Source organism: Acrocarpospora pleiomorpha (assembly GCF_009687885.1).
Classification (GTDB): domain Bacteria; phylum Actinomycetota; class Actinomycetes; order Streptosporangiales; family Streptosporangiaceae; genus Acrocarpospora; species Acrocarpospora pleiomorpha.
The window spans coordinates 16,412-30,888 of sequence record NZ_BLAF01000100.1 but is presented as its reverse complement, the minus strand read 5'-3'; the positions used below and the strand labels follow the sequence as shown (position 1 = coordinate 30,888).

At 65.0% G+C, this 14,477-nt stretch carries 14 protein-coding genes; 6 read left to right on the top strand and 8 right to left on the bottom strand.

Translation table 11 applies throughout. The features are described from left to right. Nucleotides 1–1,122 (top strand): HEXXH motif domain-containing protein (locus Aple_RS48470; protein ID WP_155351564.1); only part of this gene is annotated, 1,122 nt, incomplete at its 5' end. A gap of 82 nt (nucleotides 1,123–1,204) precedes the next feature. Here the strand turns inward: Aple_RS48470 and fxsT are convergent. Further along, entirely contained in the window at nucleotides 1,205–3,742 is a 2,538-nt protein-coding gene (gene fxsT / locus Aple_RS48465) for an FxSxx-COOH system tetratricopeptide repeat protein (RefSeq protein ID WP_155351563.1), read from the bottom strand. 210 nt (nucleotides 3,743–3,952) lie between these two features. Between fxsT and fxsA the strand changes: the two genes are divergently transcribed. The 3 genes from fxsA to Aple_RS48450 are packed head-to-tail and all read left to right on the top strand — an operon-like array spanning nucleotide 3,953 to nucleotide 7,128. Next, nucleotides 3,953–4,120: an FxSxx-COOH cyclophane-containing RiPP peptide gene (gene fxsA / locus Aple_RS48460; RefSeq protein WP_155351562.1), complete on the top strand. Its 168-nt coding sequence runs from the start codon at nucleotides 3,953–3,955 to the stop codon at nucleotides 4,118–4,120. 51 nt (nucleotides 4,121–4,171) lie between these two features. Then, complete coding sequence (locus tag Aple_RS48455; RefSeq protein ID WP_155351561.1) at nucleotides 4,172–5,083, top strand: SIR2 family NAD-dependent protein deacylase; 912 nt, start codon at nucleotides 4,172–4,174, stop codon at nucleotides 5,081–5,083. Continuing rightward, the gene (locus tag Aple_RS48450; protein WP_155351560.1) at nucleotides 5,080–7,128 is read left to right on the top strand and encodes a tetratricopeptide repeat protein; all 2,049 of its coding nucleotides are present in this window, start codon (nucleotides 5,080–5,082) and stop codon (nucleotides 7,126–7,128) included. Before Aple_RS48455 ends, Aple_RS48450 begins: the two co-directional genes overlap by 4 nt. Here the strand turns inward: Aple_RS48450 and Aple_RS48445 are convergent. The 3 genes from Aple_RS48445 to Aple_RS48435 form a co-directional block, all read right to left on the bottom strand. Then, the gene (locus tag Aple_RS48445) at nucleotides 7,096–8,358 is read right to left on the bottom strand and encodes an MFS transporter (RefSeq protein ID WP_170322042.1); all 1,263 of its coding nucleotides are present in this window, start codon (nucleotides 8,356–8,358) and stop codon (nucleotides 7,096–7,098) included. The genes Aple_RS48450 and Aple_RS48445 overlap by 33 nt on opposite strands. 564 nt (nucleotides 8,359–8,922) lie before the next feature. After that, nucleotides 8,923–9,213: a hypothetical protein gene (locus Aple_RS48440; protein ID WP_155351558.1), complete on the bottom strand. Its 291-nt coding sequence runs from the start codon at nucleotides 9,211–9,213 to the stop codon at nucleotides 8,923–8,925. 84 nt (nucleotides 9,214–9,297) lie between these two features. Then, nucleotides 9,298–10,005, bottom strand: coding sequence for a hypothetical protein (locus Aple_RS48435; protein ID WP_155351557.1), 708 nt, complete (start codon nucleotides 10,003–10,005; stop codon nucleotides 9,298–9,300). Between the two features lie 415 nt (nucleotides 10,006–10,420). Here Aple_RS48435 and Aple_RS48430 point away from each other — a divergent pair, with 415 nt between their 5' ends. After that, nucleotides 10,421–11,080: a CHAP domain-containing protein gene (locus Aple_RS48430; RefSeq protein WP_170322041.1), complete on the top strand. Its 660-nt coding sequence runs from the start codon at nucleotides 10,421–10,423 to the stop codon at nucleotides 11,078–11,080. Nucleotides 11,081–11,154: 74 nt separating this feature from the next. Here Aple_RS48430 and Aple_RS48425 read toward each other — a convergent pair whose 3' ends face one another. After that, nucleotides 11,155–12,024: an NUDIX hydrolase gene (locus Aple_RS48425; RefSeq protein WP_155351555.1), complete on the bottom strand. Its 870-nt coding sequence runs from the start codon at nucleotides 12,022–12,024 to the stop codon at nucleotides 11,155–11,157. A gap of 14 nt (nucleotides 12,025–12,038) precedes the next feature. Continuing rightward, nucleotides 12,039–12,284: a hypothetical protein gene (locus Aple_RS48420; RefSeq protein WP_155351554.1), complete on the bottom strand. Its 246-nt coding sequence runs from the start codon at nucleotides 12,282–12,284 to the stop codon at nucleotides 12,039–12,041. Between the two features lie 267 nt (nucleotides 12,285–12,551). Between Aple_RS48420 and Aple_RS48415 the strand changes: the two genes are divergently transcribed. After that, the gene (locus Aple_RS48415) at nucleotides 12,552–12,941 is read left to right on the top strand and encodes a DUF732 domain-containing protein (protein WP_155351553.1); all 390 of its coding nucleotides are present in this window, start codon (nucleotides 12,552–12,554) and stop codon (nucleotides 12,939–12,941) included. A 135-nt stretch (nucleotides 12,942–13,076) separates the two neighbouring features. On the opposite strand, the gene Aple_RS48410 is transcribed toward Aple_RS48415, so the two are convergent. Both Aple_RS48410 and Aple_RS48405 read right to left on the bottom strand, forming a co-directional pair. Beyond that, nucleotides 13,077–13,244, bottom strand: a complete 168-nt coding sequence (locus Aple_RS48410; protein ID WP_155351552.1) for a hypothetical protein — start codon at nucleotides 13,242–13,244, stop codon at nucleotides 13,077–13,079. A gap of 146 nt (nucleotides 13,245–13,390) precedes the next feature. Further along, a complete protein-coding gene (locus tag Aple_RS48405; RefSeq protein WP_155351551.1) occupies nucleotides 13,391–14,122 on the bottom strand; it encodes a M15 family metallopeptidase in 732 nt (243 codons plus the stop codon). Nucleotides 14,123–14,477 lie beyond the last annotated feature (355 nt).

Sequence of the window (14,477 nt, the reverse complement as noted above, 5' to 3'; positions counted from 1 at the left end):
CAGCTCGAAGCGTCGGCGCCGCGCAGCGTGGAACATGTGCTTGGGTATCCCTCCGTGGGAGGCTGGATGTGGCGCCAGCTGAGATCGTCCACCTCGATGGATCCTGGCCTGCTAGGCACGCTGGCGCTTGCGGCCGCAGTGAATGCGGGGATTGCCTGCCAGGTGGAGCTGCCGATTCACGGATCCTCGCTGGTGTTTCCCTCCTTGGGCCTGGCCGTGCTTCCGGCCAATGTAGGGGGCACTGTCACGGCATCGGTCCGCCCGGACACCCGCGGAGGCGCGATTCTGACCATCGCACCGAAGGAGTCGGAGTCGGTAAACATTCATTTGAAGGTGGGGCAGGACACGCCGCACTGGCAGGCGCTTCGAGATATTTCACTCTCCGCTGGATTCACCTTGACGATCGATGATCTCGATCCCTTCCGCTGGCCGATGACCGGATCGCTGCGATCGAGGCTCCCCGCGGAGGTTCGGGATCGATGGACGGCCACGGTGACGGCGGCATGGGATCTCATCGTGGCCGCTCACCCTGGCCTGGCGGCGGAAATCATGGCGGCGGTGCGCGTGGTCGTTCCGCTCAAGACACCGGCACAGGGCTCGAAAAGCGCTACCGCGCGCGAGGTTTTCGGCACGATCGCCATGTCCGAACCGCCGGACCCGCTCACGGTCGCCTCGACTTTCGCGCACGAACTCCAGCACGCCAAGCTGACCGCGCTCCTGGATTTGGTCCAGCTCACGGTGGTGCCGCACCAGGACCTCTACTACGCCCCCTGGCGGGACGATCCGCGCCCGGTGTACGGCCTGCTGCAAGGTACCTACGCCTTTCTGGGCCTGACCTCGTTCTGGCGGCGCCAGCGGCTTATCGAGCCGATTTCGGAACAGGCCAGAGCGCACACTGAGTTCGCCCGCTGGCGTGAGGCGGCCTACGCGGCGACGGCCAGCCTGCTGGACGGCAAAGGCCTGACACCGGCCGGTCGCGATTTCGTGAGCGTGATCCGGAGCACTCTCGAGGAATGGCTGACCGAACCCGTGCCAGCCGCCGCGCTCAATCAGGCGCGGGCTGCCGCCATTCGTCATCGGCGCGAATGGCGGGCGCGTATCAACCAGAAACCCGTCCCATAGACAGCCGCATAGCCGCCGACCAGGCGACTGACCGCCGCGGCTGTCCAGATCACGACTTTCTAATTGATAACCCCACACACGCCTAGATCGGCGGCGGGTCGAAGTCGAATTCGATCCGCACGCCCTTCACCACGGCGGTGGCGTCCGGATGCCCCATTCTGACGGCTTCGCCGTACCGGTCGAGGATCTGGTCGCGCAGCTGGACGGCTTCGGACTGCTCGCCGATCGCCTGCAGATCGAGCGCCAGGTTGGCGGCGCAGCACAGCGTCATGTAGTGGGGTTCGCCGAACAGGTCGACAAGCCGCTGGTGGGAACTGCGGCCGAGGGCCACCGCCTCGGTGTGCTCGCCCAATTCGGCCAGGTCGCTGGCGAGGTTGTGGGCGCAGGTCAGCGTGTAGTCGTGATTGGCGCCGAGGCGCTCGCCCAATTTCGTAAAGATCGTCTGGTTGAGTTCACGCGCACGCTCCGGCTCACCGCGCAGGCGATACAGGAGGGCGAGGTTGATCTGGCACCCAAGGGTGTAAGGGTGGTTCTCCCCGAATACCACGGGGTAACGCGCCAGCGCATCGGAGGCGAGGTCGAATGCCTCATTCAGGCGTCCTGCCGTCCGCAACGTGTTGGAAAGGCTGATCACCGCGGCCATGGTGTCGGGGTGGTTTTCGCCGAACAGTTGCTGGAACTGCGCGTGGGTCTTCTCCGCGAGCTGCAGCGCCTCCGGAAGGTCGCCTTTCCGGCGGCGGGCAATGGACAGGTCCTTGGCCGCCAGCAGGGTGTTCGGGTGATCGGCCGTGAATTCACGAATGGCGTAGGCATAGGCCGCTTCCCCGAGGTCGCAGGCTTCGGCGTAGTCGCCGAGCAGGCGAACCACGCGGGCCAGTCCATTCCAGGAGATCAGCATCGACGCCTTGCCCGCTTGAGTACGCTGGACGATCTCCTCCTGCCTGAGGTACGTCGCCTTGTGCAACTCACGGGCGGACTCGTAATCGCTGGTGAGGGCGTGGTCCAAGGCGATGCTGTTGCGCAGGCGCAGGTGATCCAGGCTGCCTTCGGCGAAGTATCGAATGAAGTCGGGCTCCGAATCTTCGTCGAGCTTGCGGGCGCTGCGGAAGTCACCCCGGGATCGCAGGTCCGCCCCGACACTGTTGCTCATCCACAGCCACTCCTCGGACTCGACAGGCAGGATTTGGCGCATCTCTTCGAACGTCGCCTGATTGCTGTGGTACGCCTCGGTGTAGCGGCCAAGCGCCCTGAGCACATTGCCCCGGTGCCGGCGCGCGGACAGGACCATCGGATGCATGGTGTCCAGCACGGGAATCCAGTGCTCGAGCAGCTGTTCGATGAATGCCAGCGCTCCTTCGTAGTTGCCCGCGCGATACAGATAGCGGATCGCCTTGATGGCGAACGCGTGGACGTCCGGGTCCTGCGAGAGAATCAGCTCGGATGGCTGGACATGGGTGAACAGGGCCGAGAATTCCGGCCAGCGCGCCGAGTCGTCGGGGTCGTTCGGCGCCGCCCTGGCCAGCAGTAGGTGGACATCGGCCCGATAGGCCGCCCGTTCGTCTGGCGTCAGTTCCTTGCTCAGCAGGGATTGGACCAGGCGGTGGACCTGTAGTGTCCCGGCTGTCGCGTCGAGTCTGGTCAGGGCGAATCGGCCCAGTTCCCCGAAGATTTTGTCCCGGAGAATGGGATCGGAGAGGACCGCTTGGAGGCGTAGTGCCCCCTCGCTCGATCCGCGTTTGAACACCGAGGTCGGGATGGGTTCCGGGCCGAAGAACGCGCAGCATCGCAGCACCTCGAGCGCCTGGGGCACCTTACGTTCCAGGCCGGACACCGAGAGTTTCCAGACGGCGGTCATCGACATCGGGTAACCGGGCGCCCTGTTGAAGTCCAGCAGCCTGCTGGTCTGCTCTTCGAGAAGCTCGATGTATTCCTCGGCGGTGGCGCCGGTCTGCGCCTGATAGGCGCCGGCCTGCTCCAAGGCCAGGGGCAGGTCACCCAATTTGGTGGCGAGCAGATCCGTGATCGATTCCTGGGCCGTCCGGGGCAGCCTCTTGCCGAGGAATTCCACGCTCTCCGCCCGGCGGAAGACATCGACGCGAATGGTCTTCTCGTAGTCGTCCCATCGCGGGTTCCGCGAGGTGATCAGGACATGTCCTGCGCCCCGGGGAATGAACTCCCTGATCTCCTCGGGCTCTTCCGCGTTGTCGAAGACCAGCAACCAGCGCCGGTACGGCTCACCGCGCTCCAAAGCGTCCTTCACCGCTCGCGCGGTGGCCGAGATTCCGGTGGTGGACGACGGCAGCAGTTTCAGCGAGGGTGCCAGTGCCGCCAGCGCCGCGGGCAGCAGACGGGTCTGGTCCGCAGAGATCCAGGCTACGAAGTCGTAATGGGAGCGGTATCGCCAGGCATACTCGGTCGCCAGTTGTGTCTTTCCGACACCGCCCAGGCCGTGTAATGCCTGCGCTTGGGGGAGGACCGCGGTGACCGCTCCGATGCCGTCGCGCAACTCGGCCAGGAGATCGTCGCGTCCGGTGAAGTTCGCATTCCGCTCCGGAACGTTGGCCCATATCTCTGGTCTGCGGTCCGGCACCGCGTGTGCCGCGAGCGATAAGTTCGACATGTCCAGCCTCCGGCCAGCCTGGAATTCAATCCCTATGCCATCCTAAAGGTATAGAGGTTGTTTGAACCGCGCGTGCGTTGGAGAATCATCCTGGAGCCGAGAATGAGCGCGGTCGAGCATGATGGTTTCGGAGGTAAGAAAAGTCATTAAGTACGCGCGCTAATTCCATGATCCGTTCAGTTGTGCCACCGAAGAGAATCAGGAGCAGAGATGTCCGATGCACCCATCGAGGCGAGCACCACCCTCATCGACATCAGCGGTCTTTCACTCGACGAACTCACAGATCTTCCCAGCGCCGCGCTCGAAATGGTGCTCACTTCGCTGTTCCAGGAGGGCGCCGGGGGTGAGTCGGTGGCGGCCTTCGACGCATCCATCTGACCTGACGGCGTTGCCGTTCCGCTTCGAGCACGGCACAAACCATGGCGCGAGGTGGTTCCGCAGATGGGCGAGATGGATGACGCCGCCTGGGATCGGCTCCTGCACCAGCTGCGGAATGGCGACTGCACTCCATTCCTGGGCGCGGGCGCCTGCGGCGACAGCCTGCCCACCGGCAGGAGGCTGAGCAGCGAGATGGCCAGCGACTGGGGATACCCGTACGACGACGGGGAAAATCTCACCCGAGTGACCCAATTCGGGGCCATGATGTTCGGCGATCACATCCACGTCAAGAACCTGATTCGCGATCGACTGAACGGAACCGGCCACCCCGACTTCAGTGACCCCCTCGAACCGCACGGCCTCCTGGCCGGCTTTCCGATCTCCGTTTACCTGACGACGAACTACGATGATTTCGCCTATCAGTCGTTGGCGGCCAACGGAAAAACCCCGAGCCGGGCTTCCTGCGCGTGGAACGCTGATGTACGGTACGCCCGCGAGCTTTTCGGGAGCAAGGCCGGCTGGAACCCCCAACCAATGACGCCACTCGTTTACCACCTGCACGGGACCCTGGAAGATCCACGATCCCTTGTCCTCACCGAGGACGACTACCTCGATTTCATGGTCAATCTCGCCCGCGACCGCATCACCGTCGGCAAGCGTATGCTGCCGCCCACCATTCAGGCCGCACTCACCAGGCGTTCCCTGCTTTTCATCGGCTACAGCCTGCAGGACTGGACCTTTCGCTTCATGTTCATCCGGCTGGCGCAGACGATGCCCGGGATCAACACGCGAAGGCACGTCAGCGTGCAGCTGCCACCGGAATTCCCGGTGGGCAGGGCCGAACCGGAGAAAATCAAGCGTCAGCTGGAGCGATACTACGAGCGCTGGAAGATCTCCATTTTCTGGGGGACCGCTCAGGAGTTCTGCGCCGAGCTGCGCGCACGGATGGGGACGACATCATGATTCCTGACATCGTTCCCGCGGCGTCGATTGATGAGCCCTACGTGGGACTGCGCGCGTTCCAGGCGGACGAGAGCGACAAGTTCTTCGGCCGCGAGCAGGAGGCCCACCAGCTGTCGGATCTCTGGCAGGCCAACCGGATGACGATCCTGCACGCTCCGTCGGGGATGGGCAAGACTTCGCTGATCCAGGCGGGGGTGCTCCCGCTGATCGAACCGTACAAGACCGATGTGCTGCCGATCGGCCGGGTCATTTACAGCTCGTCCTTTCCCACGCCGGCGCTGCCCGAGCACAATCCCCACGTCTTCGCGCTTCTTTCCTCCTGGTCACCGCAGGAGGCACCGATGCGGCTGGCGAGGATGACGCTGCGCGGCTTCCTGGCCAGGAGGTTGTCCCGGCTCGACCCGTACGGCGATCCGGTCCTGGTGCTCATCGCGATCGATCAGGCGGAGGAGTTGTTCATCGACTCGGTTGAGCGACGTCCCTATCGGGAATGGTTCATCGCGCAATTGGTGGAGGCGCTGGACGACGATCCCAACCTGCGCCTGCTGGTCTCCATCAGGGAGGATCTGCTCGGTGAGCTTCAGTCGTACGAACTGCAGCTGGCCGGAATCGACCGGGAGTATTTTCCGCTCGGTCCGTTGAGTTGCGCCGAGGCCGTTCACGCGGTGGAGGATCCGCTCGCCAAGCCGCAGCGGGCATTCACCGAGACACGGCGGGCATTCGCCGATGGCGTGGCCGCTGCGCTCGTCCAGGATTTACGGATGGTGGACCTGGCGTCCGCCTCGACGGCCGAAGGTGCGACGCTGCCGTTGCTGGAGACGGTGGAGCCGGTCCGGCTTCAGGTCGCCTGCTCCACGCTGTGGCGGGCTCTGCCACCCGAGGTCACCCTCATCACCTCCGCGCACGTTCGCCAATACGCGCTGACCGATCCGTCGCTGACGGAATTCGGTGACGGAGTGCTGGCGTGGGTCGCCGCCAGCCATTCCTATCCTGGCGGTCCCGCCGGACTCAAGGCCTGGCTGCGCGCCAACTTCGTCGACCAGGCGGCCCACCGCCAGCGCGTTTACCAGGGGCAGACCCTGACGGCGGGAGTTCCCAACGCGATCGTTCGTTCCCTCGCCAGCCGTAACATTCTCCGAATCGAGAAGGTGCTCGACGAACATTGGTGCGAGCTTTCCCACGATCGTCTGGTGGAATGGGTCACGCGGGATGCGTACACGTCGATGGTGGACGAGCGGCCGCCCACCGCGGAGCATTTCCTGCACCAGGCTGAGCTCGCCCTGGCGGAAGGCAATCTCGTGGTGGCCCGTGGACAGGCCGAACTCGCCGCCTCGATCACAGCCGACGATCTTCAGTTGAACGCGGAGATCGAGTCGTTTCTCGGAAACGTCGCGTACAAGCAGGATGAGTTTCAGCGGGCGGTGGATCACTATGAAACGGCCGCGACGCTGTTCACGAGGCTTGGCGACGCCACCGAGGCGGTGGGCAGGCTGCTGGCCGCGATCGGGCGGGTGCGGATGTACCAGGGGTTTCCCGACCAGGCCGTCAGAGAACTCACGGCCGCGCTGGATCGGGTCGGGGGCGGGGACGTGAGCATCATGACCCAGCTCGGCTGGGCGCTGTGGTACGGCGGGGAGCCGTCCCGGGCGAAGGAGATCCTGGACGGCCTGCTGCTCCAGGAGGGCCGAGTCGCCGAGGCGTTGCGGGCCAGGGGGGAGATCCTGGCCGACCTCGGCGAACCCGAGGAGGCGCTGCGGGATCTCGACCAGTTGGGCCCGCTGCAGTACCCGAGCGCTCGCGCCGCCCGTGCCTTGGCCCTTGGGCAGGTCGGTCGGTCGGCCGAGGCCGAACTGGAGATCGCCGAGGCGCTGTCGGAGGCCCCCGACCAGGCCACGGTGCTGATCTACGCGGCCCGGCTGCGGCAGTTGGCTGATGATCGATCGGCTGCCGCCGACCTGGCCAGGCAGGCGCTCGCGGCTCCGCCGCCGATGCTCCCCGTGCATCTCCGCGGCCTAGCCGCCGAGCTGATCGATTCGGGCGACTGACCCGTTCGCGCGTTGCCGCAGCGTGGGCCACTTGCCGTACCGCCAGACCGTGAGCGTCACGAACACGGTTGCCGACAACGTCACCATGGCCAGCACCCAGGTCGCCGGAGCGACGGTGAACCAGGCGACGAGCGCGGCGCCGGTCGGAGCGGCCACCGAGGAGGCGACCCGTCCGGCCAGCCGTGAGGCGCTGGCCACCCGCGCGCGCCATTCGTCCGAAACATGCTCGGCTTCGAAGGTCTTGTGCGCGACATTGTTCAGGCTGCCGCTCAGGCCGCTGAGAAACATGGCCAGCGCGAAGCTGAGCGGGCTATGCCAGGTGGCCGCGATGAGCAGGGCAGGTGTCCAGATCCACAGTTGCAGGAACCACATTCCGGCAGGGACGGTGAATCTCATCGCCAGCAGCGAGCCGAGAATGCCGCCGATGCCGCTCGCGGAAAGCACCAGACCCACGACGGAGGGGGACAGGTCGTAGGAACCGGCGATGAACACCATGATCAAAGCCTGGATCATGAGATTGGTGAACGCGGTCGTGCAGGTGACGGCGAGGAGGAAGTTCCGTCCGCGTACCACTTTGAAGCCATCGATGGCTTCCGCCAGCAGATTGCGGCCGACGGGCTGGGGCACCGTCTCCGCTTTGACCCGCTTGAGCAGGACGTACGAGCTGATGAACAGCACCCCGCTCAGCAGGAATGGCGCAAAGTGCGCCAGACTCATCAGGAAGCCGCCCAGCGGGCGGCCTGACAGTGCGGCACCGTGAGTTCCCAACTCGATCCGGGCGTACGGCCCTGCGCTCGTCGTTGTGTCACGTTCGTCCAGGAGTGTCGGCAGCACAGCGGTTTCAGCGAGGGTGTAGAAGACCCACATCAACCCTTCGATACCCGCGGCGATGAACAGGTGGGTCAGGGAGAATCGCCCGAATGCGAGGGGAATGAGAACGCTCGCCATGACGACCACACGGGTGGCCTCGGTCCAGAGCATCACCCTCCGGGGGCCGACTCGGTCGATGATGGCGCCGGCGGGCAGGTAGAAGATCACGCCGGGGATCGTCCAGACGAAACCGACCCAGGCGGCGATCGCCGACGACCCCTGCGCGTAGTGCAGTGCCAGCAGCGGGTACACCACGCCGAGGGTGCGGAAGGCCACGCCGGAGCAGATCGAGGCAGTCCAGAGCCAGGAGAAATATCCCAGCCCGGGGTTCTCCTGCGGCTGGGCCGGCGTCGCATCCACTGGTGGAATTGCCCCTATTTCCAGTTCGTCGACCGTTAAGTTCAGGCCGTCGAAAGTAGCTTTTGGGGTGGACGCCGGCTCCGGTCGGGTAAGGGTTTGCTCGGGCATTTTTGTTCTCTTCGATAGTCCGGGGATGTTGAGCTGATGCCGTCAGCGGCAGGGGTTGAAATTTCCGGAATATCGAGATGATGGGGTCGGGTGAATTCTGCGTAACGAGCGGTGCATGGGCGGCTGGTCCTCTCGGCCGAAAGGGCCGGAGCTGTCGGCGGCCCGTGGTGGAAGGGTGCTCAGGCCCGTGATTACGGGCGAGAGCCTGCCATCCCCGATGTGGTTCATGCCCGAGCTTCCGATTTTGGCCGCGGTGGATAGGCGCTTCTGGTACCAAAGGCACCGGAACCACACAGCCAGGAGGCCAGGGCGATGGGCTAAACCATACCCAACATGATCTTGATCCGCTATAGATTCCGCCGGGAAAGCGTGATGTCTTCACGGGGACTTGGTATAGTGGTTCGCTTCTGGCTCAGAATTAAGTAGTTCAGTACCGCCCCATTCGCATGTCTTGGATCATCCGGCGGGTGCGGGCGTTAAGAATTTTCTCGCATTCGCGGTGACCTGCCCAAAAGTAGAGCCGAAGTGGCGGTCTATGGGGCGTCCGGGTCGATCGTGAACGGATTTTTGTCGCAAAAAGAAGCGCAGGAGGTTGGCCGCTCCGCATGCCGCGTTCGCGCCGGTGAAGACGCCTGCGATGGTTACGCCCGGGAGTTCAAAGGTGGGTTGGAGGTCTCGGAGGGTGGTGGCCGAGCCCATGATGGCCAGCGTGGTGAAGATGGAGGTGATGACCAAGCGACGAAACACGGGCGCTCCGAGGAGGGTGATTACTGTGAGTAGTCACTTCCGCTGGGAGAGTGGCATTTAACGCTCTGTCGCGTCATGGTTTCGTCAGATGCCTTTGAAGGACTGCGTGATCCTGCGGAGGGCGGGACGGTCGCGGTCGGCGTTGGAGGCGAAGGTCCAGGTCATCACTCGGTGGTAGTTCTGCGCACCCTCGATCACCGTCATCCAGTACACGAATTTGAGGCCGTTCAAGGTGAGGTCGAACTCATACTCCAGCGCGGGGGAGCCGTTGATGGTGAGACTCTTGGGCTCGGACTGGCGGGTGACATCCATGGACGTGCTCAGCTCATCGATGCTGAGCTCCGCGAGCCCCTTCAAGTCCACATCGAAATCCTCCCGAGGCTGGGACAACACCAAGAGGTATTGCGTGACCTTGGGATCCACCAGCTCGATCTTGCCGATCGGGTTGAGCTCGTAGGGCTTCCAGTCGTTGGGGACGGTCACCTGAGCGGATTTGTCGGCGGCCGTGACGACCTTGCGCGATCTGATGGGGGTCGGGCTCGGACTGGCGGTGGCCTGCGTGATGACCGCCGCGGGTTGCTGGGTGGCGGCCTTGTTACCCGCTGCCACGATCGACGCGACCATAATCGCCGTCACGCCGACGAGGGTGGCCGCGCCCACGATCCACGGGCCCAATGACGTCTTCGCCGCAGGCGGCGGCTGCCCGATGGTGTCCTGCGGATATCCGCCTGGGCGCACCCAAGGGCTGGGCTGCTGCCAGGGGTTTCCCTGCTGATCCTGAGGTGGCCACATGTACGGGCTCGTCCTTTACCGGAGACCGGACCGGGACCGCCCGGACGGTGAGGTTTCGACGAGCGTAGAGGCCCGCCATCGCCTTCTTCTGCGCAAAATTACGCACCCGCCCCCGTGTGATTCCCCGCCCACCAAGTCAACCGTTGCCCAAGGCGCGTCACTCCTGGCTTTTTTACGCGGCACGGGGAATAGATGCCCGAAGGCAAAGATGTGCGCACCTGGGTTGACCTGGGCTTGAGCGTGGATATGTTGGAGGGGTCGCGGTTAATCCTCGACCCAAGAAGCCGCAAGGTCCGCGCTCATGACCACCCCCTTTTGGCAAAGCGGACACAGCCCCACTGTCTACAAAAAGCAGCTCCAGGCTTGCCGTCCTGCGGCGCGGTCTCGTAAAGCCGGAGTATCGCTCTTGGAACCAATGACGACTTACAGCGACGCCCTGCTCAAGGTGGCCAACTCCCAGCTGGGATACGCCGAGGTGAACGGCGCCTCGAAGTTCGGCGAGTGGTTCGGCACGCACGTCGCCAAGAAGCCCGGATTCAAGGATGCCGCCTGGTGCGACATGTTCGTCTCCTGGGCGGCTCACCAGACCGGTCAAGCCGAGAACGTCGGCCAGTTCGCCTGGACCCCCGACCACGCCAAGTGGTTCCAGAAGCAGGGGGCCTGGGGCAGCACTCCCAAGCCCGGCGCTGTCGTCTTCTTCGACTGGGGCCACTCCAAGAACGTCAACGCGATCGACCACGTCGGCCTGGTGAAGTCCGTCATCAGCGACACCGAGATTCGCACCATCGAGGGGAACATCTCCAACGCGGTGGTGAGCAAGATCCGCGATCACGACACGATCGTCGGGTACGGATACCCGGACCAGGTCCGGGAGAACCAGGCGCTGAAGGCGCAGCAGGCCGCGGCTACCGCGCAGGCCAAGCCGGTTCCGCCCATGCCGGGCGATGCCCCCACCCCCGACCCCGTGGCCGCGGGCGCCCTGCTCCTCCCCGTCGCGTTGATCTTCGCGTACGCCAAGAAGCACGGCCACCTGCACAGGATCCTCTCCCCGCTGGTCCCACGCGCCAAGCGCTGACAGGCCTGGAACCGGGGCGGACGCCGAGATCCCCCTGCTCGACGTCTGCTCCGGTTTTTGCAGTTCTCGAATGTTCAGAGTTGGGCGATCAACCAGCTTGGGCCGATGACCATGGCGCCCAGTTCGGTCACCCGCTCGCGTAGGCCGCGGTCGGCGGTGATGACCAGGGCGCGTTCCCAGGGGCGTACGGCGCCGACCACCTCGACGATCGTGTCGTCGCCGCTGCCGGGCGCGGGCAGGACGGACAGGGCGGGGTTGAGCGGCGGCGGGGTGCCCGCGCGGGCCGCGCCCTCGACGACGGCGACCATGCGGGGGAAACGCCAGGCGAGGTCGGGGACGCCGTCGATCGGGCGCTGGAGGCCGCGGTCGGCGAGCGCGCTCAGCTCCTCCAGCAGCCGGGTCGTCGCGCCGGCCCGGTCGCGCCACCAGCCGTGCTGGGCGCGGGCGCCGATGATGTTGGCCATGTCCAGGATGAGGACGAGAGGGTCCAGCGTGGGCCGCACCAGCGGCCAGGTTTCGGCGAAGCCGGGGTGGAGTTTCTTGCGGTTGATCCGGTCGGCGGAGACCCAGCGCAGGGCGATGCTCTCCCCGTTGGCGGGCGCGGCGAACAGCAGCTCGGAAGCCTCGGCGATCACGGTGTGGAATGTCCAGCCGCCGTGATCGTCGAGGTAGACGCCCTGCACGCGAAGCCGGTCGCCGGTGAGGGCGGCCTCCTCGTGAGCCTCGCGCAGGGCGCTGGCGATCGCGTCCTCGTGGCTGTCGCGCGCTCCGCCGGGCAGCCCCCACGTCCCGCCGTGGTGGCTCCACCAGGAGCGCTTCTGCATCAGCACGTACGGACCTTCGGGGGTGTGGTGGACGGCGAGTAAGCCGGCCGCGCCGTGCACGCCCCAATGTTGGTGCCCCCGATCACATCGGGCCCAGCCGTCACCATCCTTTTCCGCCATGAGTCCAGTTTCGCTCACCAGGCTTCTAACGGAACCGTCATCCCTTGCTCGAACAGGACGATGCCGTCCTCGAGGCGGACCACTACGACCTGAGTCGCCAGGCCGGCTGCCTGGACTCCTTCCGCCGCTTCGTGGGCGAACTCGGCGAAATGGTAGCGGTCCACCGTAGTGAAATCGGGGGCCGGACGGGTGCTGCGCACCTCGTACCGATCCGCGGGCCAGATCGTCGGTAGGGGGCTCGAACGGAGCCACTGTTGCATCGTCGTCTCCTGTCGCGCCGCGTCACCCTTGACCACGGTCGCCGCAAGCAGTTGACCGTGCCAGCGCCGATACCGCTAGGTTGTGACGCGGCCGATGACTGATCGTTATGTAGTGGTAAGCCATCCTTCCTGATCTGTCCTCATCCGAGGGTTAACGTATGGTCCCTCACCTGCGATCTGCCACTTCCAGCAGTAGTGGGCTGCCGATAGCACGACATTCCTCGCCCGCCCCACCTAGTGGTGGGGTGGGCGTTAGGGTGATTTTTCATGAATCGACTCGTTCCAGTTTTTGCTGTTGCTGTCTTTGCCCTTGCTGGGTGCTCCGGGACGGACGCCGCGGCTCCTGCGGACTCCGGCACCGTCGCCAGTTCGGCGGCCGCGAACCCCACGGAGTCGGCCGTCACGATCGTCGCCGCTCCCGAAATCTCCGACGCCCAGAAGCAGGAGTTCTTAACGGCGTTGAAGGAGGTCGACGCGGGGTTGGCCGCCAACGAGGGTCAGGCCCTTGCGGTCGGAATCCAGGTGTGCGAGAAGATCACCGCCTCGCCCGACGACCCCATGACGTTCTCCCAGTTCGCGGCCGACCAGCTGGCCGTGGACCTGACCAAGGCAGAGGGTTTCGTGGCCGCGGTCAGCATGTGGTGCAACCCTGAGTGACGCGGTCATCCGCCGAGCCGTTGGCGCGTGGGTGTCGGGTTCGTCCCAGAGGTTGGTGGCCCTTGGTGAAAAGGGACCTTTGGTGACGCGCTCCCGAGGTAATCCGGTCCCCGTTCCATCTGTGCGGGATGGGGATCACCCGGATAAGCAGGTGAGGGCGTCTTCGCGCAGGTCGAGGGCCTGGAGTTGCTCGATGAGCTCACGCCGGTCGGCGGGAGTGAGCCTGGCGTGGACGAGACCGCGGGGGACGAGGATGACGTCGCCGGAGGCCGGGCACGGGAGGAGGTCGAGCGGGAAAGCCATGGCCCGATCCTGGCAGACGTCACCGACAGTTCCGGGGCCCGCTTACGCGCCTGGCTCGACAGGGCTTCATCGCGCAGGCGCTGTTCTGACCAGCGTTTCAGATGGATCTGCAGCACGAATGGCGCCGATGTCCGGCTGGATCCTGTCTAGCGGCTGCTCTTGGAGAAGTGTTGAAAGTCCTTGATACCGGACCAGTCGCCGCCCCAGCCCCAGCCGATCGACGCGAAGGCACGGACGACCTTGTCGCCTGGGTTGATCACTCCGGGCTTGTCGAGCGGGCGTTTGACGTACGCGTCGGCGTTCCTGTGGGCGTTGGAGCCGTCGGCCTCGAGGTAGGGGTTCTCGAGCGGGTTGAGGTCGACCGCGAAGCCGTACGCGTGCTGGGACCAGTGGGTTGAGCCGGTCGCCGCGCGGCAGTTGAAGGCGGAAGTGTTGTCGACGTCGATCGAGTCGTAGTCGTCGCCTTTGTAGACGTCGACGAGTTCCATGCGGCGGATGGGGAAGCGGTCGTCGTACAGCTTGCGGAAGACCGAGACGACGTCCTTGGCGACCGAGGCGTTGAGGACCATTTCGCCGGTGTGAGCCTTTTTGTCGAAGCCCCAGTAGGTCATGGTCACCAGGCGCAGGTCGTTCAGGGCGACGGGGCAGCCTTCGCGCCAGGAGTATTTGACCTGGTCGCGGGTGACTGGGCTGATCTTCGAGGTGAATTCGGGGGGAGCGGTGGGGGTCGCGGCCGCGGGCGAGGCTTCTGGGGTGGGGGCCGCTTGGGTCGAGAGGGGTTCTGGAGTTAGGAGCGCCTGGGAGGCGGTCTGGGCTCCGCATGCGGACGCGCCTAGGAGTGCCAGGGCGATCACGATGGCTGGCCTGCGGGTGGACATGGGTTTGAGGGTACCTACACCGTTCGCGGGGGTCCCGGGAACGGGAAGATGGATGTAATGCCTGGTCAGGTGGTGTTTCCGGGCTCGTACGAGCCCTATTGCGACATGAAATCCTTACGGGCCCTTGGGCGTCTTTGGGGGAAATATCATCGCTCTTTGGGCTGGTCTTGGTTGTGGGCCGTGGTCTGGCTGCCGCTTGGGTCTCGTCGTACGCCCCTGCTGCGGCACCGCGCGGACGTTGTCGCGCTATATCCCGACATACCCGGGCCTAAACGATCTTTGCGCGAGCTTTTCTCGGGAAAGGCTCGCGCACATGTTCGATCCCGCGCTACAGTCATCGGCATCGGATCGAACA